The 21,607-nt window shown below is 74.9% G+C and carries 19 protein-coding genes and 1 rRNA gene; 6 read left to right on the top strand and 14 right to left on the bottom strand.

Annotated features, from left to right (window positions below; translation table 11 throughout):
* Positions 1 to 94: 94 nt before the first annotated feature.
* The 11 genes from IT780_RS40090 to IT780_RS40040 all read right to left on the bottom strand — a co-directional run bounded on the left by IT780_RS40090 (position 95) and on the right by IT780_RS40040 (position 12,833).
* Positions 95 to 2,350 carry a hypothetical protein gene (locus tag IT780_RS40090; protein WP_372443919.1) on the bottom strand — a complete coding sequence of 752 codons (2,256 nt, stop codon included), beginning with the start codon at positions 2,348 to 2,350 and terminating at the stop codon, positions 95 to 97.
* On the bottom strand, positions 2,347 to 3,471 hold the full coding sequence (locus tag IT780_RS40085) for a glycosyltransferase family 4 protein (protein WP_199517123.1): 1,125 nt from the start codon (positions 3,469 to 3,471) through the stop codon (positions 2,347 to 2,349). Before IT780_RS40085 ends, IT780_RS40090 begins: the two co-directional genes overlap by 4 nt.
* Positions 3,468 to 5,087, bottom strand: coding sequence for a murein biosynthesis integral membrane protein MurJ (gene murJ, locus IT780_RS40080; protein ID WP_307831642.1), 1,620 nt, complete (start codon positions 5,085 to 5,087; stop codon positions 3,468 to 3,470). Before murJ ends, IT780_RS40085 begins: the two co-directional genes overlap by 4 nt.
* Positions 5,042 to 5,905: a hypothetical protein gene (locus IT780_RS40075; RefSeq protein WP_199517122.1), complete on the bottom strand. Its 864-nt coding sequence runs from the start codon at positions 5,903 to 5,905 to the stop codon at positions 5,042 to 5,044. Before IT780_RS40075 ends, murJ begins: the two co-directional genes overlap by 46 nt.
* Before the next feature lie 95 nt (positions 5,906 to 6,000).
* Positions 6,001 to 6,930: a copper transporter gene (locus tag IT780_RS40070; RefSeq protein ID WP_199517121.1), complete on the bottom strand. Its 930-nt coding sequence runs from the start codon at positions 6,928 to 6,930 to the stop codon at positions 6,001 to 6,003.
* Positions 6,931 to 6,970: 40 nt separating this feature from the next.
* Positions 6,971 to 8,149: a putative cytokinetic ring protein SteA gene (gene steA / locus IT780_RS40065; RefSeq protein WP_199517120.1), complete on the bottom strand. Its 1,179-nt coding sequence runs from the start codon at positions 8,147 to 8,149 to the stop codon at positions 6,971 to 6,973.
* An 85-nt stretch (positions 8,150 to 8,234) separates the two neighbouring features.
* Entirely contained in the window at positions 8,235 to 9,980 is a 1,746-nt protein-coding gene (gene recN, locus IT780_RS40060; RefSeq protein ID WP_199517119.1) for a DNA repair protein RecN, read from the bottom strand.
* A gap of 50 nt (positions 9,981 to 10,030) precedes the next feature.
* Positions 10,031 to 10,918 carry an NAD kinase gene (locus IT780_RS40055; RefSeq protein WP_199517118.1) on the bottom strand — a complete coding sequence of 296 codons (888 nt, stop codon included), beginning with the start codon at positions 10,916 to 10,918 and terminating at the stop codon, positions 10,031 to 10,033.
* Positions 10,919 to 10,961: 43 nt separating this feature from the next.
* The gene (locus IT780_RS40050; RefSeq protein WP_199517117.1) at positions 10,962 to 11,822 is read right to left on the bottom strand and encodes a TlyA family RNA methyltransferase; all 861 of its coding nucleotides are present in this window, start codon (positions 11,820 to 11,822) and stop codon (positions 10,962 to 10,964) included.
* A 28-nt stretch (positions 11,823 to 11,850) separates the two neighbouring features.
* Positions 11,851 to 12,153 (bottom strand): hypothetical protein, encoded by a 303-nt coding sequence (locus IT780_RS40045; protein WP_199517160.1) that lies wholly within the window; start codon positions 12,151 to 12,153, stop codon positions 11,851 to 11,853.
* Positions 12,150 to 12,833 carry a phasin family protein gene (locus tag IT780_RS40040; RefSeq protein WP_199517116.1) on the bottom strand — a complete coding sequence of 228 codons (684 nt, stop codon included), beginning with the start codon at positions 12,831 to 12,833 and terminating at the stop codon, positions 12,150 to 12,152. Before IT780_RS40040 ends, IT780_RS40045 begins: the two co-directional genes overlap by 4 nt.
* Positions 12,834 to 12,971: 138 nt before the next feature.
* On the opposite strand from IT780_RS40040, the gene IT780_RS40035 reads away from it, so the two are divergent.
* The 5 genes from IT780_RS40035 to IT780_RS40015 all read left to right on the top strand — a co-directional run bounded on the left by IT780_RS40035 (position 12,972) and on the right by IT780_RS40015 (position 16,927).
* A complete protein-coding gene (locus IT780_RS40035; RefSeq protein ID WP_199517115.1) occupies positions 12,972 to 13,307 on the top strand; it encodes an SCP2 sterol-binding domain-containing protein in 336 nt (111 codons plus the stop codon).
* A 78-nt stretch (positions 13,308 to 13,385) separates the two neighbouring features.
* Positions 13,386 to 14,276, top strand: a complete 891-nt coding sequence (locus IT780_RS40030; protein WP_233414313.1) for an ABC transporter ATP-binding protein — start codon at positions 13,386 to 13,388, stop codon at positions 14,274 to 14,276.
* Complete coding sequence (locus IT780_RS40025) at positions 14,269 to 15,090, top strand: ABC transporter permease (RefSeq protein ID WP_199517113.1); 822 nt, start codon at positions 14,269 to 14,271, stop codon at positions 15,088 to 15,090. Before IT780_RS40030 ends, IT780_RS40025 begins: the two co-directional genes overlap by 8 nt.
* Before the next feature lie 5 nt (positions 15,091 to 15,095).
* On the top strand, positions 15,096 to 16,277 hold the full coding sequence (locus tag IT780_RS40020; RefSeq protein ID WP_199517112.1) for a sensor histidine kinase: 1,182 nt from the start codon (positions 15,096 to 15,098) through the stop codon (positions 16,275 to 16,277).
* Complete coding sequence (locus tag IT780_RS40015) at positions 16,274 to 16,927, top strand: response regulator transcription factor (protein WP_199517111.1); 654 nt, start codon at positions 16,274 to 16,276, stop codon at positions 16,925 to 16,927. The genes IT780_RS40020 and IT780_RS40015 overlap by 4 nt, the downstream gene beginning before the upstream one ends.
* Here IT780_RS40015 and IT780_RS40010 read toward each other — a convergent pair.
* Positions 16,924 to 17,907: an HAD-IIA family hydrolase gene (locus tag IT780_RS40010; RefSeq protein ID WP_199517110.1), complete on the bottom strand. Its 984-nt coding sequence runs from the start codon at positions 17,905 to 17,907 to the stop codon at positions 16,924 to 16,926. The two genes, IT780_RS40015 and IT780_RS40010, sit on opposite strands and share 4 nt — an antisense overlap.
* Positions 17,904 to 18,956 (bottom strand): tetratricopeptide repeat protein, encoded by a 1,053-nt coding sequence (locus tag IT780_RS40005; protein ID WP_307831641.1) that lies wholly within the window; start codon positions 18,954 to 18,956, stop codon positions 17,904 to 17,906. Before IT780_RS40005 ends, IT780_RS40010 begins: the two co-directional genes overlap by 4 nt.
* An 18-nt stretch (positions 18,957 to 18,974) precedes the next feature.
* Here IT780_RS40005 and IT780_RS40000 point away from each other — a divergent pair, with 18 nt between their 5' ends.
* Positions 18,975 to 20,615 (top strand): hypothetical protein, encoded by a 1,641-nt coding sequence (locus IT780_RS40000; protein ID WP_199517159.1) that lies wholly within the window; start codon positions 18,975 to 18,977, stop codon positions 20,613 to 20,615.
* Positions 20,616 to 21,295: 680 nt separating this feature from the next.
* Here IT780_RS40000 and rrf read toward each other — a convergent pair.
* Positions 21,296 to 21,412 (bottom strand): 5S ribosomal RNA (rrf, locus tag IT780_RS39995).
* Positions 21,413 to 21,607: the final 195 nt, after the last annotated feature.

Below are 21,607 nucleotides of genomic sequence, written 5' to 3'. Positions count from 1 at the left end.
TCCGGAAATCTCCGGATCGCAGGTCGGGCCATCCACGGGATTTAACCGTAACACCCCCGCCCGCGCGCGCACGTCCGGGCTGCTCGCGCGCGTGTCAGCGCACGGACGCGCCGGATTTGTCCGGCGCCGGGGTGTGCCGGGCGGACAAGCCGGGCCCGCCCGGGCCGTCGGTCTCACCGTCCGGGCGCGTCCGGTCGGCCGCATGCTCCAGAACGCGCATCGTGGTCAGCACCATCACGGGTACGGCCACCGCCGCGGCGGCACCGGCCACGGCGAACGCCGCCCCGCCGAAGATCCCGGCGAGCACCACGGCGACCGTGGTGCCGGCCAGCGCCGCCCGCAGCGCCGGGTGCAGCCCGAAGACCCGGTTGAGCCCGCCCCACGGGGAGAACTGGCTGAACGCGAGCATGAGCGCGCCGCCCACCGCCAGGAACGTCAGCGGGCTGTCCAGGGCGAGCCCGCTGGCGGCGGCGGCACGCTGGATCGCCGGGCCGGCCGTACCGTCGCCCAGGGCGGTCAGGAACCGGCCCACGCTGCCCTGCTCGAGGGCGGGGCGGCGCAGGTCCAGCACGGCGAAGCCGATCGTCACCGCGAGCCCCGCGACGGTGGCCCAGGCGAAGCGCGGGAACGTGAGCCAGCCGCCGGTGCTGATCGCGGCGGCCACGCACACCCCGGCGGTGACCGCGATCGCCCCGACCGGGTCGGCGCCCAGGTACGGGCTCCCCACCATGATCACCGCGAAGCCGCCGACCAGCACGACCACGACCGGGCGCCAGGGGCGGCGTACCCACTGGGCGGCGCAGCCGGCGACCAGCAGCGCGCCCGCGACGAAGACGCCGAGCCCGACGCTGCCCACGCCCGAGTAGCGGGCGCCCTCGACCGCCGAGTAGCCGGCGACGCCGTTGAGCTGCAGCCGGGCCCCGGTGAGCAGGTCCGCGCCGACCACCACGGCCGCGCCGGCCGCGATGACCCCCATCGGCCACAGCGTGCGCGGGTAGCGCGGGGCCAGCCGGACCGCGGCCGTGCCCGCCGCCACGACCGCGAACGTCAGCAGGGCGAACACGATGCCCGGCCGGCCGGTGCGCCACCACGGCAGCGCGTCGGTCAGCAGCGCCGCCGGGATCGCCAGCGCCGCCGCGATGAGCAGCACCTCCACCGAGCGCACCATCAGCCGCGGCGCCGAGGCCGGGCCGGTGGGGCCCGCGTGCCGCCGGGCCCGGATCATCAGCGGCACGACGAGCAGGAACAGCGCGACCTGCACGGCGGCCAGGCCGGTGAAGAACATGCCCGCGATGCCCCGCTGGGCGGCCGAGCGCCGGTCGGCGTCGTGCTCGCCGAGCACCGAGCCGGCCAGGTCCGCGGGACGCCCGTCGACCGAGCTGGCCGTACGCCCGCTGAACAGCCCTTCCGGCGCGGGCCGGCCGATCGTGGTGAGGACCGTCGGCGCGAGGTCGACCAGCTGGAGGTAGCCGTCGCGGCCGGTGCCGGCGGAGGTCAGCCAGCCGCCACGCCACCCGGGCCCCTCGGCGATGGCCACGTGCAGCCGCGACGAGGTGTCGGTGTCCGAGACGCCCGCCACGACGACCAGGGACTGCTGGGGGCGGGCGGCCAGCACCCGGGCCAGGGTCGAGTCCGCCAGCGCCACCTGCGCCTGCCGGGCCGTACCGGTCGCGGTGATCGAGCCCAGGTCCACCAGGCTCAGCGGGCACTGGGTGAACAGGCCCTGCGGGTCGTCGGGCAGCGCGGGGGCGTACCGGTCGACGCGCCCGTACGGCCGGGCAGCGCCCACCGCCGCACCCGGGCCCACCGCCACCGTGCACCGCACCGACTCGGACAGCGCGCCGGGCACCGCCCCGTACGGCTGGTTGTCGGCGTTGGCGCGTACGACGCGGGCCATCTCGGGCAGGTTGGCGCCGATGCCGTCGGGCTGCTCCACCACGGGCGCGAGCGCCGGGCACTTGCCCGAGACGCGGCGGGCGTTCCAGACGGCATAGTTGCCGGCGCCCAGGGTCAGCCATCCGTCGGCGGGACAGGTCGCGTGGTGCGCGGAGCGGACCGACAGCCAGCCGATCGAGCCCTGCGTGGCCTCCTGCCACAGCGCCGGGGTGCGCTTCGGGTCGAGATCGTCCCAGCGCAGTCCGGCCGCCCCGGCGACGATCACGTAGTCGGCCGTGTCGCCGGGCACCCCGGTGGGCGGGCGCACCGAGAGGCCGGCCAGGCTGGCCAGGGCCGCCAGGACCACGAGGGCGTACGGCACCCACGCCCGCCGGCGCGGCGACCGCGACGGCGGGGCCGAGTCCGGACGGTCCCCGCGCCGTACCGAGGCGAGCAGGCGCCGCAGCAGCTTCACCCCTGCCCCGCCCGGGCGCCGGTGACGGAGGCGTACGCGGCCAGCACGTCCGCCACGGTGTCCGCCTCGTTCGGCCAGGTCGCGGCCTGCCGGGGCCCGCGCGCGGCGTAGTCGGCGAGCTTGCCGGCGTCGGCCAGCATCTCGCGGACGGCGATATCGAGCGCGTCCACGTCACCCGGCGGGATGAGCACGGCGGCGTCACCGACCAGCCCCGGCAGCCCGCCCACCGCCGTCGCGATCAGCGGTACGCCGGCCCGCAGCGCCTCCTGCGCGAACAGCTGCCGCGCCTCCCAGTCGCTGGTGATCACGGCGAGGTCGGCGCCGGCGAGCAGGTCGGGCACGTCGGTGCGGTGCCCGAGCAGGTAGAACTTGGCGTGCAGCTCGGAGGCGCGCTGGGCCAGCAGCATGTAGCTCGGCCCGGAGCCGGCGATCACGGTGACCGGCTGGGGATCCAGCTCCCGCCACCGCCCGGCCGCCTCCAGCAGCACGTCGTAGCGCTTCTGCGGGTGCAGCCGGCCCACGGACAGGATCAGCGGCGCGCCCGGCGCCAGGCGGAACTCGGCGCGCACGGCGGCGCGGCTGCGCTTCGCCGCGGCGAACTCGGGCGAGGCCACGGCACCGAGGCGGGCGCTGCGGGCGCCCAGCGACAGGGCCCGCTCGACGAGGTCCTCGGAGGCGCCGAGGGTCAGCGCGGCGGAGCGCGCCACGATCCGCTCGACCAGCGCGGAGGCGCTGCCCCGCAGGCCGCGGGCCAGGACGGCGTTGTGCCAGGTCACCACCAGCGGCGCGGGCGGGCGGGCCAGCGCGGCGACGAACCCGGCGCGCAGGCCGTGCGCGTGCACCACGTCGAGCTCCCGGCCGGCCAGCGCCCGGCGCAGCGAGCGGATCGCGCCGGAGTCCTGCGGGCCCGGGCTGGCCGGGATCTCCACCGGCGCGAATTCGGCCCCGGCGGCGGCGAAGCCGAACAGCTCGTCGGTGGCGGCCGGCCCGCAGACCAGCACCCGCCGGCCCGCGGCGAGCAGGCCGCGGGTCAGCGAGGAGACGTGCCGGCCGACGCCGCCGGTGCTGGAGCCCAGCACCAGCGCGACCGTGCCGGAGGTGGCCTGCGCCGCGTCGCTCACCTGCGGTTCCTCCCGGTGACTCTCGAGACCAGCGGACGGAGATCGCGGCGGGCCGGCGGGTACGCCACCGCGGCGAAGACGACCGCGACCGTGATCCCGCCCAGCATGCCCTGCAGGAGGCTGGTTCCCGCTGCCGGGGTGCCGCCGGACGCGTGGCGCAGCGCCTCCGCCACGCCCCACCCGGCGAACCCGGCCGCGACCGCCGCCACGATACCCACGGCGGCGGCCCGCGGCAGTCCCGTGAGCGCCAGTGGGCCGGCGTGGCGGCGTACGGCCAGCGCCAGCAGCAGTCCGATCGCCGACATGCCTACCGCGTTGGCGGCGCCGAGTCCGATGAGCTGACGGTCGGCGGGCAGCACCGCGGAGAGCACGACGGCGGCCACGGCGGCGATGCCCCATCCGGCCGCGGTGGCGGTCGCGGCGGCCACCGTGGCGCCGCGCGCGTACAGGGCTCGCGACAGCAGGGCGAACAGCGCGTAGCCGAGCAGGCCGGGCGCGAAGGCGACGATGCCGGGCGCGGCGGCGGGCGCCCCGACCAGGTACGCCACCGGCCACGCCAGGGCGGCGATCGCGGCGGCGCCGAGGCACGCGAGCAGCACGACCGGGCGGGCGGTGGCGGCCAGCGATCCGGCGTACGCGTCGTCGTCCCCGCGCGCCACCGCGGCGGCCAGCCGGGGGTAGACGGCCGTGGCCAGCGGCACCGCCAGCACGGCCCAGGGCAGCAGGAACACCGTCTGCGCCGCGTTGTACGCCGTCAGCGGCCCGCCCACGGCCACCGCCACGACGACCAGCACCATGATCTGCTGCGAGCCCACGGTCACCGCCCCGGCCCAGCCGAGCCGCAGCGCGCGCCTGCCCTCGTCGCCCGGGAACCGGTAACCCGGCCGTAGCCGCAACCGCAGCCGGCTCAGCGGGATCAGCAGGCACAGCGCGAGCACGACCACGCCGAGCGTCGTACCGGCGGACAGGATCAGCTCCCCGGTGCGGCTGAGTCCCGCGAAGTCCGTCCGCGCACCGTCCGCCACCGCGTAGCTCAGGTACGCCCCCATGACGGTGACACTGGACAGCAGCGGCGCGATGACCGGCCAGGCGAACCGGTGGTACGCCTGCAGCACCCCGGTCAGCACGATGCCGATGCCGTACAGGGGCAGCTGCGGGGCGAAGACCCGCAGCATCCGCGCGGCCACCACCTGGTGGTCGGGTGGCACGTCGAGCAGCCCCGCGATCGGGCCGGCCAGCAGCGCCACCAGCACCGCCAGCGGCACCATCAGCGTGAGCACCCAGGTGAGCAGCGCGGACGCCACCGCGCCGACCCGTTCGCGGTCCCCGGCCTCGGCGGCGCCGGCGATCAGCGGCACCACGAGGCTCGCCAGCGCGCCGCCGGCGACCAGCTCGAACACGATGTTCGGGATGGTGTTGGCCGCGTTGTAGACGTTGGCCAGCCCGTCGGCGCCGACGGTGTGCAGGAAGACGAACGTACGCCCGAAGCCGGCCAGGCGCGACACGACGGTCAGCACCGTGATGACGGCGGCGGCGCCGGCCACCCCCGCGCGGGTGCGGGCCGCGGAGGTCACGAAGCCGGGCGGCGGCCCAGCGCGTCGAGCTCGCGCAGCCACGGGGTGTCCTGGATGACCTTGGTGAAGCTGACCTTCTCGCTCGCCGCGGTCAGGCCCGCGAGCACGGTCAGCGCCAGCGCGCGCCCGGCCGGACCGGTCCGCGCCGCGAGGGCCACCCCGAGCAGCGCGCCCAGCGCGTTGGCACCGGCGTCGCCGAGCATGATGGTCTCCCCCAGGTCGTCGGGGAGCAGCGCCGCGCCCGCGCCGAGCGTGCCGGCGGTCATCGCGCCCCCGCGGCCGGCGACCAGCGGCGTACCGATGATCGTGGCGGCCTTGATCGCCCGGCCGGGCCGCAGGTCGAGCAGGTTGAGCAGGTTGGCCGTGCCCGCGATGACACCCGCGCCGAGCAGCACGTCGCCCGAGCGGCGCAGCACGCCGCCGCGGGCCCGCGCCCGGTGCGAGCGCACGCGCGGGTCCCGGGCCAGCAGCGTGGCCGCGACCAGGCTGGCGGCACCCACCCCGGCGATCTTCACGAGGCCGCTGGTGACCCGCCCCTCGCGCAGCGCGCCGAGGTGGCCCTTGAAGCCCTTGGCGGTCTTCTGCTCCGGGCGGTTGCCGACCACGTCGTCGTAGAAACCGACCGCTCCCGAGGCCGCTCCCGCCACGACGGCCGCCGCGGCGGCGGAGGCGCTGGCGGCCCCGGCGGCGGCGCCCAGCGTGGCGCCGGCGGCCAGGGCGGGCCCGCCGGCGAGCGAGACCGTCCGGCCGTGGAAGTTCGTGCGCTCGAGCTCGGCGGAGCGCGGATCGCTGCGCACCCAGGCCAGGGCGGCGCGGGCGGCGAGCGCGCCGATGCCGGACGACTTCACCCTGCTGGCCATGCGTGTGTTCTCCTGACTCGCCGGGGCCGCGCCCACGGCGGCCGACCGCTGAGTCTAGGTGGTGCGTGCCTGCCGGGGGCGGCGGCGGTGCCGGGTCAGCCGACGGCCTTCGGGAGCAGCGCCGACGCACCGGCGGACACGCCGTACTGCCCGACCTTGGCGGCCACGACCCGCTCCACGGTCACCATCGCGGTGGCCAGCTGGCCGTACGCAGTGGTCACGTTGTCCACCGTGGACACCTCCTTGACCAGCTTCGGGTCGCCGCGCACCTCGGAGATCAGGTTGCCCTCGCCGATGCCGTTGCCGGCCACGACGACCGGCCGGTTCACCGAGAACTGGGTCGTCAGCGTGACGGCGTTCTGGTTCTTCTTGCCCGCGTCGCGGTCGACCGGCGGCAGCCCGGAGACCACCACGGTCGCCTCCGCGCCCGGCACCATGTCCTTGGAGACCCCGATGTACCCCGGTTCGGTGTACGCCGTCAGCACCGCGGTCAGGTCCTGATCGGTGACCGCGGGCGCCTTCTGCAGCAGCGCGAGCGCGAGCAGGGCGCTGGACGTCTCCACGCCGTCGCTGTTGAGCGGGAGCTTGTCGGCGGGCACGGTGGTCTGCGACGCCCGCTCGGCGAGGTCGAGCAGCTCGTACGCGTTCGCCGGGTCGAAGAACTTGTCCTCGATCGTGACCCGGCCGGTGATCGTGGCCCCGGCCACCTCCAGCATCGAGGACACGCCGTCCGCGTAGTCCTTGCCGCTCGGCAGCACCACGACGAGGATCTTGCGGCCGGTGAGCTTGCCGTTGAGCAGCGCCGGCGACACCTGGGTCGCGAACTCCTGGCTGCGGTTCAGCTCGTCGCGGTACTGGTTGGCCTGGTCGCGGTAGTTGCTGTTGTCCTTGCTCAGCGCGTCGACGCGGTCCTTGAGGGTGTCGACCACCGGCCCGTTGAGCGCGGCGGTGCCCACCACCAGCCCGATGGCGAGGGCGAGGAAGACCGCGGTGAGCGACACCACGTGGTACCGGAAGTTGATCACGGGAGAAAGCCTCTTGGTCGTTTCGCAGGCGGGTGGCCGGCTAGAAGAGCTGTCCTAACTGGAAGACGAGATTGTCCCACCACTCGGAAGCCACGGAGAGGTACGCCTGGCCGACGGTCGACACGGCCACCGCGGAGGCCATCGCCGCGACCGCGGACAGCACGAGCAGCAGCAGCGACGACCCGGAGATGTTCTGCTTGTAGAGCCGGCTCACGCCCTTGGCGTCGACGAGCTTCCCGCCGACCTTGAGCCGGGTGAGGAACGTCGACGCCATGCCGCCGCGCCCCTTGTCCAGGAACTCCACCAGGTTGGCGTGGGTGCCGACGGCGACGATGAGCGAGGCGCCCTTCTCGTCGGCCAGCAGCATGGCCAGGTCCTCGCTGGTGGCGGCCGCCGGGAACGTGGTCGCCTGCACCCCCAGCCCGTGCACCCGGTCCAGCCCGGGGGCGCGCCCGTCCGGGTACGCGTGCACGACCACCTCGGCACCGCAGCGCAGCACGTCGTCGGTGACCGAGTCCATGTCCCCGATGATCATGTCGGGCGTGTACCCGGACTCCACCAGCGCGTCGGCGCCGCCGTCCACGCCGATGAGCACCGGCTTGAACTCGCGGATGTACGGCCGCAGCACGTCCAGGTCGGCCTTGTAGTCGTACCCGCGCACGACGATGAGCACGTGCCGCCCGGCGATGCGGGTGTCGATGTCCGGCACGCCGACGCCGTCGAGCAGCAGGTCCCGTTCCTGCTTGAGGTAGTCCATGGTGTTCGCGGCGAACGCCTCGAGCTGCACGGACAGGCCCTCACGGGCGTCGGCCATCGCGGCGGCCACGCTCTGCGCGTCCTGCCGCACGCCGGTGGCCACGGGCTCCCCGTTGAGCAGCACGGAGTCGTTGTCGAGGCTGACCAGGTCGCCCTCGCTCAGCCGGTCGAAGACGCCCTCGCCGAGGTCGTCGATGAGCACGATGCCGGCCTGCACGAGCACCTCGGGACCCAGGTTCGGGTAGCGCCCGGAGATCGACGGCTTGGCGTTGAGCACGGCGGCCACCCCGACGGCGACCAGCGAGTCGGCGGCGACCCGGTCGATGTCCACGTGGTCGATGACCGCGATGTCACCGGGGCGCAGCCGCCCGACCAGGCGCTTGGTCCGGCGGTCGAGACGGGCGGTGCCGGAGACAGCCCCGGGTTCGACGCTCCGGGTCCGGCGCAAGGTGGGAAGTCGCATCCCGGCCATCCTGACACGGCCGATCGAGAGCCTCGTACGCGACATGCACAAGGTCACCCCCAAAAGGGGCAAAACGATCGCCCCGTCAGGCCCGCTTCTCCCGGTCGGCCACCGCCAGCAGTTCCTCGGCGTGCGCGATACCCAGGTCGGAGTCGGGCAGACCGGCCAGCATCCGGGCGAGCTCCCGGGCCCGGTCGGTCTCCTCCACGATCTTCACACCGCTGGTGGTGATGGCGCCACCCGTGTCCTTGGCGACCACGAGGTGCCGGTCGGCGAACGCGGCCACCTGCGGCAGGTGCGTCACCACCAGCACCTGGTGGGTACGGGCCAGCCGGGCCAGCCGGCGCCCGATCTCCACCGCCGCCTGGCCGCCCACGCCCGCGTCCACCTCGTCGAAGACCAGCGTCGGCGGTCCGCCCGCCCCGGCGAACACCACCTCGATCGCCAGCATGACCCGGGACAGCTCACCGCCCGAGGCGCCCTTCTGCAGCGGCAGCGCGGGAGCGCCCGGGTGGGCGATCAGCCGCAGCTCGATCTCGTCGGCGCCGTCCGGACCGGCCGCCAGCCCGTCGATGGACGGCTCGTCGCGCCCCGCCGAACGCGGCAGCACCACGATCTCCACGCGCGCGTGCGGCATCGCCAGCCCGGCCAGCTCGACGCTGACCTGCTCGGCGAAGCGCCCGGCGGCCTCCGTGCGGGCCGCCGTCAGCCGCCCGGCCAGCTCGGCGACCTGCGCCGCGAGCCGCTGGCGCTCCTTGTCGAGCTCCTCGAGCAGCTCGTCGGAGGTGTCCAGCGCCGCCAGCCGGGTGCGGGCGTGGTCGGCCCAGGCGATGACACCCTCGACGTCGTCCGCGTACTTACGGGTGAGCGCCCGCAGCGCCGCCCGCCGCTCGTAGATGGCCTCCAGCCGCGCCGGGTCCGCGTCGAGCTGGTCCAGGTAGGCCGACAGCTCCGACGACACGTCGGCGACGAGCGTGGCCGCCTCCTCCACCCGCGCGGCCAGCTCACCCAGCGCGGGGTCGACGCCCGACTGCGCCTCCAGGGTGCGCCGGGCGGTGCCCAGCAGCGTCGTCGCGTCCGGGGTGTCGTCGGTCGCCTCCACGCCGCCCGCCAGGGCCTGCGCCGCCAGGGCCGCCGCCGTGCGCAGCCCCTCGGCGTGCTCCAGGCGCTGCAGCTCGGCGCGCAGGTCGTCGTCCTCACCCGGCTGCGGGTCGACCCGGCTGATCTCGTCGAGGCCGAGCTTCAGCAGGTCGGCCTCCTGGCTGCGCTCGCGGGCGTTGCGCCGGCGGTCCGCGAGGTCGTCCACCACGGTGCGCCACTGCGTGTACGCCTGCCGGTAGGTCTCCAGCAGCTTCTCGTGCTCCGGGCCGGCGTAGCGGTCCAGGGCGGCCCGCTGCTCGGCCGGGCGCAGCAGGCGCAGCTGGTCGGACTGCCCGTGCACGGCCACGACCTGCTCGCCGACCTCGCTGAGCATCGCGACCGGCATGCTGCGGCCGCCGACGTGCGCGCGCGAGCGGCCCTCGATCGTCACCGTGCGGCTCAGCAGCACGGAACCGTCGTCGTCGACCTCGCCGCCGGCGTCAGCGATGCGGGTCTGCACCGAGTCGCCGAGCGCGCCGCCGAGGCGCAGCCGCCCCTCCACCACCGCCCGGCCCGGGTCGGCCCGCACCCGCCCGGCGTCGGCCCGGCCGCCGAAGAGCAGCCCGAGCCCGGTCACCACCATCGTCTTGCCCGCGCCGGTCTCACCGGTGATGGCGTTCATGCCCGTGGTCAGCCGCAACGTCGTGTCGTCGATGACGCCCAGCCCGGTGATCCGAAGTTCCTCCAGCACAGGCGAACAGTATCGGTGCCCACCGACAATTGCCCACCGCGGGCCGCTCATCAGCGTCGATTACCGCGCCAGCCCTCCACCGGCAGGTGGAACTTCGCCACGAGCGTGTCGGTGAACGGGCGCGGCTTGAGGCGTACGAGTCGCACCGGCAGCTGTCCCCGCTCGACGGTGACCTGGGCGCCCGGCGGGAGGTCCCACGTCCGCCGCCCGTCGCAGCACAGCACCGCGAACGACGTGTACGGGTCCACGGTCAGCACGAACGTGGAGGTCGGCGCGGTCACGATGGGCCGGCTGAACAACGCGTGCGCGCTGATCGGCACGAGCAGCAGCGCCTCCACCTCCGGCCACACCACGGGACCACCGGCCGAGAACGCGTACGCCGTCGAGCCCGTCGGTGTGGCACACACGACACCGTCGCACCCGTACCGGGACAGCGGCCGCCCGTCGACGTCGACGAGCAGCTCGAGCATCTGCGCGCGCTGCCCCTTCTCGACGCTGACCTCGTTGAGGGCCCACGACTCGGCGATCAGCCGGCCGTCGTACTCGGCGCGCACGTCGAGGGTGAGGCGCTCGTCCACGGTGTAGTCACCGGCGACGATGTCGCGCACGGTCTCGTCGATGTTCTGCAGCTCCGCCTCGGCGAGGAAGCCCACCTTGCCGAGGTTGATGCCGAGCAGCGGCACCTTCGCCGGCCGGGCGAGCTCGGCGGCGCGCAGGAACGTGCCGTCGCCGCCGAGCGCGAACACGATCTCGACGCCCTCCGCGGCGGTCGGGTCGTCCACCGGCGTCACGCCGGGCGGCAGCTCGAGGTCGGCCACCTCCTCAGCCAGCACCCGCACCTCGAAGCCGGCCGCGACCAGGTCGGCCGCGACGGCCTTGGCGTGCTGGGTGCTCTGCCGCCGGCCGGTGTGCGTCACCATGAGCGCCGAGCGGCTCATGCGACGACCTGCCGGGCCGGCGCGGCTGACAGCGCGGAGCGGGTCACACGTCCTCCAAGGGGGGCGAATCCGGCGTCGGTACCGACCCGGCGGAGGTTACCGCGCCGGAGGGCCCGGCGGCGACCACCGCGCGCACCCGCTCGGGGTCCACCGGCGGTGCCCCCCGCCGGAACCAGACGAAGAACTCGACGTTTCCGCTGGGACCGGGCAGCGGGCTCGCGGCGACGCCGGCCACACCCAGCCCCTGCTCCGCGGCGGCGGCGGCCACGTCCACGACCGCCTCGGCGCGCAGCAGCGGGTCACGCACCACGCCGCCGGAGCCGACCCGTTCCTTGCCGACCTCGAACTGCGGCTTGACCATCAGCGCCAGGTCGCCGTCCGGCGCGGTGCAGGCGGCCAGCGCGGGCAGCACCAGGCGCAGCGAGATGAACGACAGGTCGGCGACGGTCAGCTGCACCGGCCCGCCGAGCATGTCCGGGATCAACGTACGGACATTGGTACGTTCCATCACCGTCACGCGCTCATCGGTGCGCAGCGGCCACGCGAGCTGGCCGTAGCCGACGTCGACCGCGTACACGTGGGCGGCGCCACCGCGCAGCAGCACGTCGGTGAAGCCGCCGGTGGACGCGCCCGCGTCGAGGCAGCGGCGTCCCCGCACGGGCAGGCCCGCGAACGCCTTGAGGGCACCCGCCAGCTTGTGGCTGCCGCGCGAGACGTACTCGTCGGCCGGGTCCTCGCCGGTCACCACGACCGGGTCCGCCGGGTCGATCATGGTGGCGACCTTGGCCGCCACGGTGCCGCGCACCTGCACCCGGCCGGCCGCCACCAGGGCGGCGGCCTGCTCCCGGGAGCGGGCGAGCTTGCGGCGCACGAGCTCGGCGTCCAACCGCGCGCGGCGGGCCATCAGAACACCCTTTCGGGGGTACGGGTCATCAGCGGTCGATGCTCGCCAACGTCTCCTGCAGCACCTGGTGCGCGGCCTCGTACTCGGCGATCTGGTCGCCGGGCGCGAGCGTGGCGGCGTTGGCCAGCGACTGCAGCACGGCGTCGACGGCGGGGTGCCCGGTCGTCTCCGACCCGTCGAGGATGCCGGGGCTCGCCTCCACCCGCGGCGGCGCCGAAGCGTGCCCTGGAGGCGGCGACGGGCGGAACCCACCGGGCGGCGGCGCCGGACGGAACCCGCCGGGCGGCGGGCCCGGGCGCGGGACGGGCGGCTGCTGGTTCGGGTATGTCACGAGGCCTCCGGCGTCGAGGATTCCGGGCTCGCCGCCTTCTTGGCGGGCGCGCTCTTCGCGGGGGTGGTCTTCTTCGCCGCGGTCTTCCTCGCGGCGGCCTTGGCGACCTTGGTGGCCTTCGCCGGGACCGCCTTCTCGGGCGCCTCGGCCGCGGGACCCGTCGTGGCCGGCGTCGGCACGGCCTTCTTCGCCGCCTTGCGCACCGGGGCGGAGGTCGTGGTGCCCGCGGCGGGCATCGCGTTCGGCGTCGCCGTCTTGGCAGCCTTCTTCGCCGGCGCCTTCTTCACCACGGCCTTCTTCGCCGGCGGCACGACCGCCGCGGGGCCCGGCTCGGCGATGGTCAGGCCGGCCGGGGCGCCCTCGGCCGCATCGGCCCGGGCCTGCGCCGCGCGCAGCTGCTTCTCCAGGTCGCGGACGCGGGTGGTCAGCTCCGACACCTCGTCGGCGGTGGCCAGGCCGACCTTGCCGAGCGCGCGGTCCACCTCGTACCGGACGATGTTGGTCAGCGCCTCACGGTTGGCCAGCCCGGTGGACATGAGGTCCTCGACGAGCCCCTGCAGCTGCCCGGCGGTCGCGCCGCCCTTGGTCAGCAGCTCGGAGGCCACCTTCTGGGCCCGTTTGCGCGGCGCCTCCGTCAGCCCGAGCGCCATCTCCAGATACGCCCGCCATGCGTCCTGCATGTCCCTCTCCCCTCGCGCCCGTGCTCTATGCCGATTCGCAGTCCTCGGATCGTGCTGGTGCCACGCTACAAGGCATACCCCGCCCGCCCGTCGGGTACCGTGCGTACGGCGTCGGGTGTCGCGGAGGGAGCGGGCTGAATGGCGAGCGTGGACGAGTGCCGGCAGGCGTTGCACGACCTGGCGGCCCGGCTGGACCGCAACGCCGAGACACGCGGCAAGCTCGACCTGGACCGCACGCTCGCCTGCCGGGTGCCGGACCTGTCGACGGCGTTCCACGCCCGGCTCGCCGGCGGGCGCCTGCTCGACATCGCGGACGGTGACGACCCGAAGGCGAAGATCGCCCTGACCGCGAACAGTGACGATCTCGTCGCCCTGGTCACCGGCCGGCTGGACGTCACCCGCGCGATCGCCTCGCGCCAGGTCTCGGTCAAGGCCAACCCCTTCGACCTGCTCAAGCTCCGCAAGCTGCTCTAGGCGTACGTCCGGGGGCGTAGGAACAGGGCCGCCCGGCAACGGATGGAGCAGGCCCCGGACGCGGCGACGATGAGCGTCATGACCGCACCCGTCGAGACCCGGGGCCTGACCAAACGGTACGGCCCGCTCACCGCCGTCGACTCGCTGGATCTGCGCGTACGCGCCGGCGAGGTGTACGGCTTCCTCGGCCCCAACGGCGCCGGGAAGACCACCACGCTGCGCATGCTGCTCGGCCTCGTCCGGCCGACCGCCGGGCAGGTCCGGTTGTTCGGCCACCCGCCGGGGCGGCTGGACGCCGTGGGCGCGCTGATCGAGGGACCGGCCTTCTACCCGTACCTGAGTGGACGCGACAACCTGCGCGCGGTGGCGCGGCATGCCGGCGTATCCGTCTCCCGGGTCGCGGCGGTCCTCGACCAGGTGGAGCTGACCGACCGGGCGGCGGACCGGTACGCGGCCTACTCGCTGGGCATGAAGCAGCGGCTGGGCGTGGCCGCGGCGCTGCTCAAGGACCCGCGCCTGGTCATGCTGGACGAGCCCACCAACGGCCTCGACCCCGCGGGAATGGCCGACATGCGCCTGCTGGTACGCCGCCTCGGCGCCGCCGGGTGCACAGTCCTGCTGTCCAGCCACCTGATGAGCGAGGTCCAGGAGCTCTGCGACCGCGTCGGCGTCATCGCGAAGGGCCGGCTCGTCGCCGAGAGCACCGTCGCCGGCCTCCGCGGCGAACCGACCCTGCGGCTCGTGGCCGAACCGCTGGCCGCGGCCGCCGACCGTGCGCGCACGCTGCTCGGTGCTGACGCCGTACACGTGAACGGAAACGGCCTGGACCTGGCAGTGCCGCCGCGCCGGGCCGCCGAGCTCAACGCCGTCCTGGTCGGCGCGGGCATCGCGGTCAGCGAGCTGCGGCCGCAGGAACGCAGCCTGGAACAGGCATTCTTCGACCTGACGGGAGCGACCGGCCATGCGTGACCACATCCGCGCCGAGACCCTCAAGCTGGTACGCCGCCCCGCGACGTGGGCGCTGCTGGCGATCGCGGTCGGGCTGAGCCTGACCTTCACCTACCTCATCCCGTACGCGGGATATGCCGGCGGCACCGGCGGACCGCGGGCCGAACGCGGCCTGGCGGCGCTGCTGCCCGACCAGCTCGTCGGCAACTCGGTCGGCGGCCTCCCGGTGTTCCTGGGCGCCCTCATGCTCATCCTCGGCGTGCTCGCGGTGGGCGGCGAATACCAGTGGGGCACCTGGAAGACCGTGCTGACCCAGAACCCCGGCCGGATCATCGTGTACGCCGCCAAGCTCGCGACCCTCTGCCTCGCGGCCCTGGCCGGGCTGCTCGCCGTCTTCGCCGCGGGCGCGGTCGCGAGTGCCGTCATCGCCGTCGCCGAGGACCGCCCGCTCGCCTGGCCCGGCGCGGCCGACCTGCTCGCCGGCATCGGTGCGGGCTGGCTGATCGCGGCGATGTGGACGGTGCTCGGCGCGCTGCTCGCCATCGCGCTGCGCGGGGTGGCGCTGCCGGTCGGCCTCGGGCTCGTCTGGCTGCTGGCCGTGCAGAACCTGCTCGCGCTGATCGCCGCTCCCCTGCTGGACTGGGTCGCGCAGCTGCAGAAGGGGCTGCCCGGCCCGAACGCCGGCTCGCTGGCCGCATCCCTGGGCGCGGCCACCGACACCCCGGGCGTGCAGGCCACCGTCGGCGGGGCGCAGGCGGTCGTCGTCGTCGCGGCGTACCTCGTCGCGTTCGCGGTCCTGGGCGGTCTTCTGCTGCGCCGCCGTGACATCCTGTGAGCCTCATGCACCGGCTGCGTCCCCTCCGTGCCGACGGGCCGATCGCGCTGGCGCTGCTGGCGGTCGGCCTCTCCGGCACGGCCCCGGCCGGGCGCAACCAGGGCATCGACCACATCCCGGCCTGGGCGTACGGGTGCGTCGTGGCGGCCGCGCTGGCCATGGCGTTCCGGCGTGTCCACCCCACCCCCGCGCTCGCGACGACCACGGCCGCGACCGGGCTGTACCTGCTGGGCGGCAACCCGTTCGGCCCCGTCCTGCTCAGCCTGCTCGTCGCCGTGTACACGATCGGCGCGCACCGGCCCCTGCGCCGGGCCGCCACCGCCGCGGGCGTCGTCCTGGCCCTGCTGGTGGTCTGCGCGCTGATCGGCCTCGGCGTGGGTCTCGACGCGGTCATGCCCCAGGTGGCATGGGTCGCCGGGCCGCTCGCCATCGGCGTGACCGTCCGGGTGGGCCGCGAACAGGTCCTCCAGGCCCGCCGCGACGAGGCCCGCCGCCAGGCCGACGCCGAACGTCTCCGGGTCGCCCAGGAGGTGCACGACGTCGTCGGGCACGGGCTCGCGGCGATCACCATGCAGGCCGAGATCGCCCTGCACCTGCTGGACAAGGAGCCGGCCCGGGAGTCCCCGGCCCGCGACGCGCTGACCGCGATCAGCCGTACCAGCCGCGAATCCCTCGACGAACTGCGCGCCACGCTCGGGGCCGTACGCCGCGGCGACGACGATCGCGCTCCGGCACCCGGGCTCGCCCGCCTCGACGACGTGGTGGCGCGGACCCGGGCGGTGGGCGTACCCGTGACGGTCGAGGTCGAGGGCTCGCTCGCCGGCCTGCCCGCGGCGGTGGACCTGGCCGGCTACCGGATCGTGCAGGAGGCCCTGACCAACGTCCTGCGCCACGCGGGCACGGCGAGCGCGGAGGTCCGGCTGCGCCGCGACGACGAGCAGCTCACGGTGTCGGTGACCGACACCGGTTCTTCCTCGCCCGGCTTTTCGTCGCCCGGCGTCTCGTCGGCCGGCTCTTCGTCGTCCGGCTCCTCGGCGGCCGGCTTCTCCGGGGCGGACGGGCCTGCGGCCGGGCACGGTCTCGCCGGGATGCGGGAGCGGGTCGGCGCCCTGGGCGGGTCCCTGTCCGCGGGCCCGGGCCCGGACGGCGGCTTCCAGGTCACCGCGACGATCCCGGTCCGCCGATGATCTCCGTCGTGATCGCCGACGACCAGGACCTGGTCCGCATCGGCCTGCGCACGCTGCTGTCCAGCGAGGACGACCTGACCGTGGCGGCGGAGGCGGCCGACGGGCTCACCGCGGTCGACCTGACCCGCGCGCACCACCCGGACGTGGTGCTGATGGACGTCCGGATGCCCGGCATCGACGGCATCGAGGCCACCCGCCGCATCGCCGCCGACCCCACGCTGACCGGCACCCGGGTGATCGTGCTGACCACCTTCGAGCTCGACGCGTACGTCTTCGACGCGCTGCGGCACGGCGCCAGCGGCTTCCTCACCAAGGACACCCGGCCGGCCGAGCTGATCCGCGCGGTCCGCCTGGTCGCCGCCGGGGAGGCCCTGCTGTCGCCCTCCGTGACGCGCCGGGTCGTGCGCGAGTTCGCCTCCCGGCCGGCCCGGGTGCTGCGCCCGCACCCCCGGCTGGGCACGCTCACGGACCGGGAACGCGAGATCGCCGGCCTGGTCGGCGAGGGCCTGAGCAACGACGAGATCGCGGCCCGGCTACGCCTGAGCCCGGCCACCGCGCGGACGCACGTCAGCCGGGCCATGGTCAAGCTGGCCGCCCGCGACCGGGCCCAGCTGGTCGTCTTCGCGTACCAGTCGGGCCTGGTCGACTAGGGAATCAGGTCGGCCAGCACTTTCGCCGCGGCGTCGGAGCCGGGCTTCGGCTTCCCGCCGTCCCACACGTACGCCGCGAGCAGCCGCAACGCGTCCACGGCCGAGCCGTCGCCGTCGAGCCGCCCGTCGGTGAGCCGCCACCCGCCGGCCTCGTCCGCCCCCGCCGGGATCCGCGCGTCTTCTGCCGCACCGAACAGCCCGCTCAGGTCGGCGGCCACGTACGTCGGACGCCGCGACGGCGGGGCGGCCAGCACCTCGGCCGGCCCGCTCACCCCGGTCAGCACGAGCAGGCTGTCCATGCCCGCGCCGACCGCGCCCTCGATGTCGGTGTCGAGCCGGTCCCCGACGGTCAGCGGACGCTGCGCCTTCGACTGCGACGCAGCCGTCTCGAACAACGCCGGCGCCGGCTTTCCGACCACGACGTCCGGTTCGCGGTCCAGCGCCGTCCGCAGCACCGAGACCAGCGACCCGTTGCCGGGGAGCGGCCCGCGCGGGCTGGGCAGCGTCCGGTCGGCGTTCGTGGCGATCCACAGCGCCCCGGCCCGTACGGCCAGCGACGCCTCGGCGAGGATCTTCCAGCCGACCTCCGGCCCGTACCCCTGCACGACCGCCGCCGGGGAATCCTCGGCCCGCTCGACGACGGTGAGGCCCGCGTCGCGGACCTCCGCCCGCAGCGCCTCGGCGCCGACGACCAGCACCGGGGCGCCGGCCGGGAGCCGCTCGGCCAGCATCGCCGCGGACGCGCCGGCCGAGGTCAGCACCTCACCGGCGGCCGCCGGCACACCCATGCCGCTGAGCAGCCCGGCGACGTCGGCGGCACGCCGGGAGGCGTTGTTCGTGGCGTACGCGACCGGGACGCCGTCGGCACGCAGCCGCTCGACGGCCCCGGCCGCACCCGCGATCGGCTTGTCGATCAGGTAGATGACTCCGTCCAGGTCGAAGATGACCAGGTCGTACGCATCGACAAGCCGACCGCTCACGCGTTGCCCTCGGCCCGCGGCTCGTCCGTGTCGGCGCGCCCGCCGACGAACTCGTCGCTGCCGGCCTTCGGAGCGTCGTCCTCGTCGTCGTCCTCGTCCTCGTCGGAGCCGACGGCCGGCTCGGCGGCGATGTCGGTCTCGTCGCCGACCAGGTCGTCGTCCGCGTCGTCATCGTCGGCGTCGGCGTCGGCGGCTTCGTCCTCCGGCGAGTCGATGCCGGCGTCGACGTCGAACTCCTCGCCGTCGACCAGCTCGTCCTCGTCGTCCTCGTCGGCGTCGGCCTCCCGGTCGCCCGTCTCCTTGTCGTCGAGGAACGCCGCACCGTGGTACGCCTCATCCTCCTCGTCGTCGTCGGAGTCGTCCTCGTCGTCGAGGTCGGCGTCGTCCCCGTCGGCCACGGCGGTCTCGTCGCGGTCGCCCAGGGCGGTCTCGCCGCTGTCACCCTCGTCGTCGTCGCGGGCGGCCACAGCGGACCCGCCGCGGTCACCGTCCTCGTCGCGGCCGGCCATCGCGGTCTCGCCGCCGTCACCGTCCTCGTCGTCCTCGTCGTCGTCGCCCTCGATGGTGACGCCGTCGAGCTCGAGCAGCCGCTCCGCCGCGTCGGTCACGTCGTCCTCGTCGGCGGCCGCGGCCCGCGAGAACCACTCCCGCGCCTCGTCACGCCGGTCGGCGGCGAGCAGAGCATCGGCGTACGCGTACCGCAGCCGCGCCGCCCACTCCGCGTCCTCCTCCGAGGTCAGCTCCTTGACCTGCAGCATCGCCACGGCGGCGTCGTGCTGGCCCAGGTCGCCACGGGCACCCGCGGCCACGATCAGCAGCTCGATCGCGCCGGCCTTGTCCATCGCCTCACGGTCGGCGCCACGGAACAGATCGATCGCCCGTTCCGGCCGGCCCAGGGCGCGCTCACAGTCGGCCAGCTCGGCCAGGTGCGTCTGCCGCCCGGTCATCCGGTGGTACGTCCGCAGCTCGGCGATAGCGGTCGTCCAGTCCCCCGCGGCGTACGCGGCAAGCCCGACGGCCTCCCGCACCACGGCGATCCGCGAAGCCAACCGCCGCGCCGCAACCGCGTGCTGAAGCGCCAGCTCGGAATCCTCGTCAATGATCGTCCCGGCGGCGACAAGATGCCGCGCCACCCGGTCGGCGGTGTCCCGCGACAGGCTCAGCAGCTCGGCGCGAACCTCCTTGTCGAGGTCGCTCGCGGCGATGTCCTCGGGAATCTCGGGAGCCTGGAATGCGGGCTGCTGATCGTCCCGCCCCTGCTCACCACGGAAGCCGCCGCGCTCGCGATCCCGGTCGCCCTGGTACCCACCGCGCTCCTGGCCCCGGTCGCCCTGGTACCCGCCGCGGTCCCGGTTGCCCTGATCCCGGCTGCCCTGGTAGCCGCCGCGGTCCTGACCCCGGTCGCCCTGGTAGCCACCGCGGCTCTGACCCCGATCGCCCTGGTAGCCGCGGTCCCGGTCACCCTGGTAGCCGGTGCGCTCCTGGCCGCGGTCACCCTGGTAACCAGTGCGCTCCTGGCCCCGGTCGCCCTGGTAGTTGCCGCGGTCCCGGTCGCCCCGGAACCCGCCCTCGCGCGGCCCACGGTCGCCCTGCGGACGGTCCCCGTACGGCCGGTCCCGATCGGTCCGGAACCCGCCGCCGCCACCACCGCTGCGGTTGCCGGGCCGGTCGCCGCCCCGGAACCCGCCCCGGTCGTCCCGGAAGCCGCCCCGGTCGCCCTGCGGACGGCCGCCGGTCTGCCCCCGGTCCCGGTCGCCCCGGAACCCACCGGAACCACCCTGGAAGCTGCCCCGCGCGCCGCCCTCGGAGCGAGGCGCGTCGCCACGGTCCCGGAAGTTGCCCCGGTCGCTCTGGTAGCCGCCCCGGTCCTGGCCCCGATCGCCCTGGTACCCGCCGCCCTGCCGCGGACCCCGGTCGCCCTGGAAGCCGCCCTGACGCGGACCCCGGTCACCGCCGTCACGGGGGCCGCGGAAGCCACCTTCACGCGGAGCCCTGTCGCCGCCCTCGCGGGGGCCCCGGTCACTCTGGAACCCACCGCGGTCACGGTTGTCCCCGCGGAAACCACCACGGTCCCGGTCCCCGCCGCGGAAACCGCCCCGGTCGCCGTAGCTGCCACGCTCGCCGCTACCGCCACCACTGCGGAACCCACCACGGTCCCCGCCACCGCTGTATCCGCCACGGTCCCCGCCGCCGCTGTATCCGCCGCGCTCGCCACCGCCGCTGCGGAAACCACCCCGGTCCCCGCCGGCGCTGCCACCGCTACGGAAGCCGCCACGATCGCCACCGCCGCTGGAGGAACCGCCACGGTCCCGGTCTCCGCCGCGGAAGCCACCCCGGTCGCCGCCGCCGCTGTAGCCACCCCGGTCCCGGTCACCGCCGCGGAAGCCGCCACGGTCACCACCGGAGTAACCACCCCGGTCGCCACCACCGCTGCGGAAACCACCCCGGTCCCCGCCGGCGCTGCCACCGCTACGGAATCCACCACGGTCGCCGCCGCTGCTGCCTCCGCTGCCTCCGCTGCGGAAGCCACCACGGTCGCCGCCGCCGCTGTAGCCGCCGCGGTCGCTGCTGCCACGTTCGACGCTGTTGCCGCGGAACCCGCCGCGGTCGCCGTAGCTGGGGCGCTCGCCGCTGCCACCGCTACGGAACCCACCACGGTCACCGCCGCGGTCAGCACCACGGAACCCGCCGCGGTCACCACCGGATGAGCCGCCCCGGTCGCGGTCACCGCCGCGGAAGCCGCCCCGGTCACCGCCGGAGTACCCGCCCCGGTCGCCACCGCGGTCCCGATCACCGCCGCGGAAGCCACCCCGGTCACCACCGGAGTACCCACCACGGGATCCCCCGTCCCGGTTGCCGCCGCTGTATCCGCCGCGCCCACCGTCCCGGTTCCCGCCGCTGTACCCGCCACGGTCACTGCCGCCGCTGTAACCACCGCGGTCGCCGCCCCGGCCACCGTCACGGTCGCCGCGCGGGGCGCCGCGGTCGCCCTGGTATCCGCCACGCGATCCACCGTCGCGACGGGGGGCACCCCGGTCGCCCCGGTCACCGCGGGGGTTCGCGCCGGATCCGCCGTCCCGACCGCCGCCTGGCCGGCCCTCGTCGTCGCGGTTGCCGCCGTCCTGCGGTCCTGGGTTCACGGGTCAATTCCTTCCAACGTTCGGCATTGCCGTCGCACTATGGTCGATGGCCGCCGGAGCACTTCCGCCACGGGGGGCACTACGGGTACGTCTGATCAAGGTCCACGGCGCACCGGGCGCCGCGGCCGAGCCGCTCGGGCGTGCACGGGCACACCGGTCGAGCGTCCGTCCAACGCTACTAGGCGCTGGACGCACAAAAGCAGTCGAGGGCCAACCCCCGTAGGGGAAGGCCCTCGACTGTACGTTGAGTCCGGCGGCGTCCTACTCTCCCACACCCTCCCGAGTGCAGTACCATCGGCGCTGGAGGGCTTAGCTTCCGGGTTCGGAATGAGACCGGGCGTTTCCCCTCCGCTATAACCACCGAAACACCTATCAGCGGCACAACCAACATTCCCCAGATCCCACACCCCGGGGTTAACCCAGAAGATGTGGGGGGGTGGTTGTTTGCTGTGAATCACACAGTGAACGCATATCGAGCACCAAATTTTAGGTGGTTAAGCCCTCGGCCTATTAGTACCGGTCGACTGAACCAGTTACCTGGCTTACATCTCCGGCCTATC

The organism is Nucisporomicrobium flavum (assembly GCF_016464385.1).
GTDB classification, from domain to species: Bacteria; Actinomycetota; Actinomycetes; order Mycobacteriales; family Micromonosporaceae; genus Actinoplanes; species Actinoplanes flavus_A.
The sequence above is the reverse complement of the archived record's forward strand: the minus strand, read 5'-3'. Positions and strand labels throughout refer to the sequence as shown.

Bases quoted from the DNA above. Each gene is read 5' to 3' on its own strand.
- IT780_RS40075 (WP_199517122.1), bottom strand. From the start codon at position 5,905: ATGGCCAGCAGGGTGAAGTCGTCCGGCATCGGCGCGCTCGCCGCCCGC.
- steA (WP_199517120.1), bottom strand. From the start codon at position 8,149: ATGCGACTTCCCACCTTGCGCCGGACCCGGAGCGTCGAACCCGGGGCT.
- IT780_RS40055 (WP_199517118.1), bottom strand. From the start codon at position 10,918: ATGAGCCGCTCGGCGCTCATGGTGACGCACACCGGCCGGCGGCAGAGC.
- IT780_RS40050 (WP_199517117.1), bottom strand. From the start codon at position 11,822: ATGGCCCGCCGCGCGCGGTTGGACGCCGAGCTCGTGCGCCGCAAGCTC.
- IT780_RS40040 (WP_199517116.1), bottom strand. From the start codon at position 12,833: ATGCAGGACGCATGGCGGGCGTATCTGGAGATGGCGCTCGGGCTGACG.
- IT780_RS40035 (WP_199517115.1), top strand. From the start codon at position 12,972: ATGGCGAGCGTGGACGAGTGCCGGCAGGCGTTGCACGACCTGGCGGCC.
- IT780_RS40030 (WP_233414313.1), top strand. From the start codon at position 13,386: ATGACCGCACCCGTCGAGACCCGGGGCCTGACCAAACGGTACGGCCCG.
- IT780_RS40025 (WP_199517113.1), top strand. From the start codon at position 14,269: ATGCGTGACCACATCCGCGCCGAGACCCTCAAGCTGGTACGCCGCCCC.
- IT780_RS40020 (WP_199517112.1), top strand. From the start codon at position 15,096: ATGCACCGGCTGCGTCCCCTCCGTGCCGACGGGCCGATCGCGCTGGCG.
- IT780_RS40015 (WP_199517111.1), top strand. From the start codon at position 16,274: ATGATCTCCGTCGTGATCGCCGACGACCAGGACCTGGTCCGCATCGGC.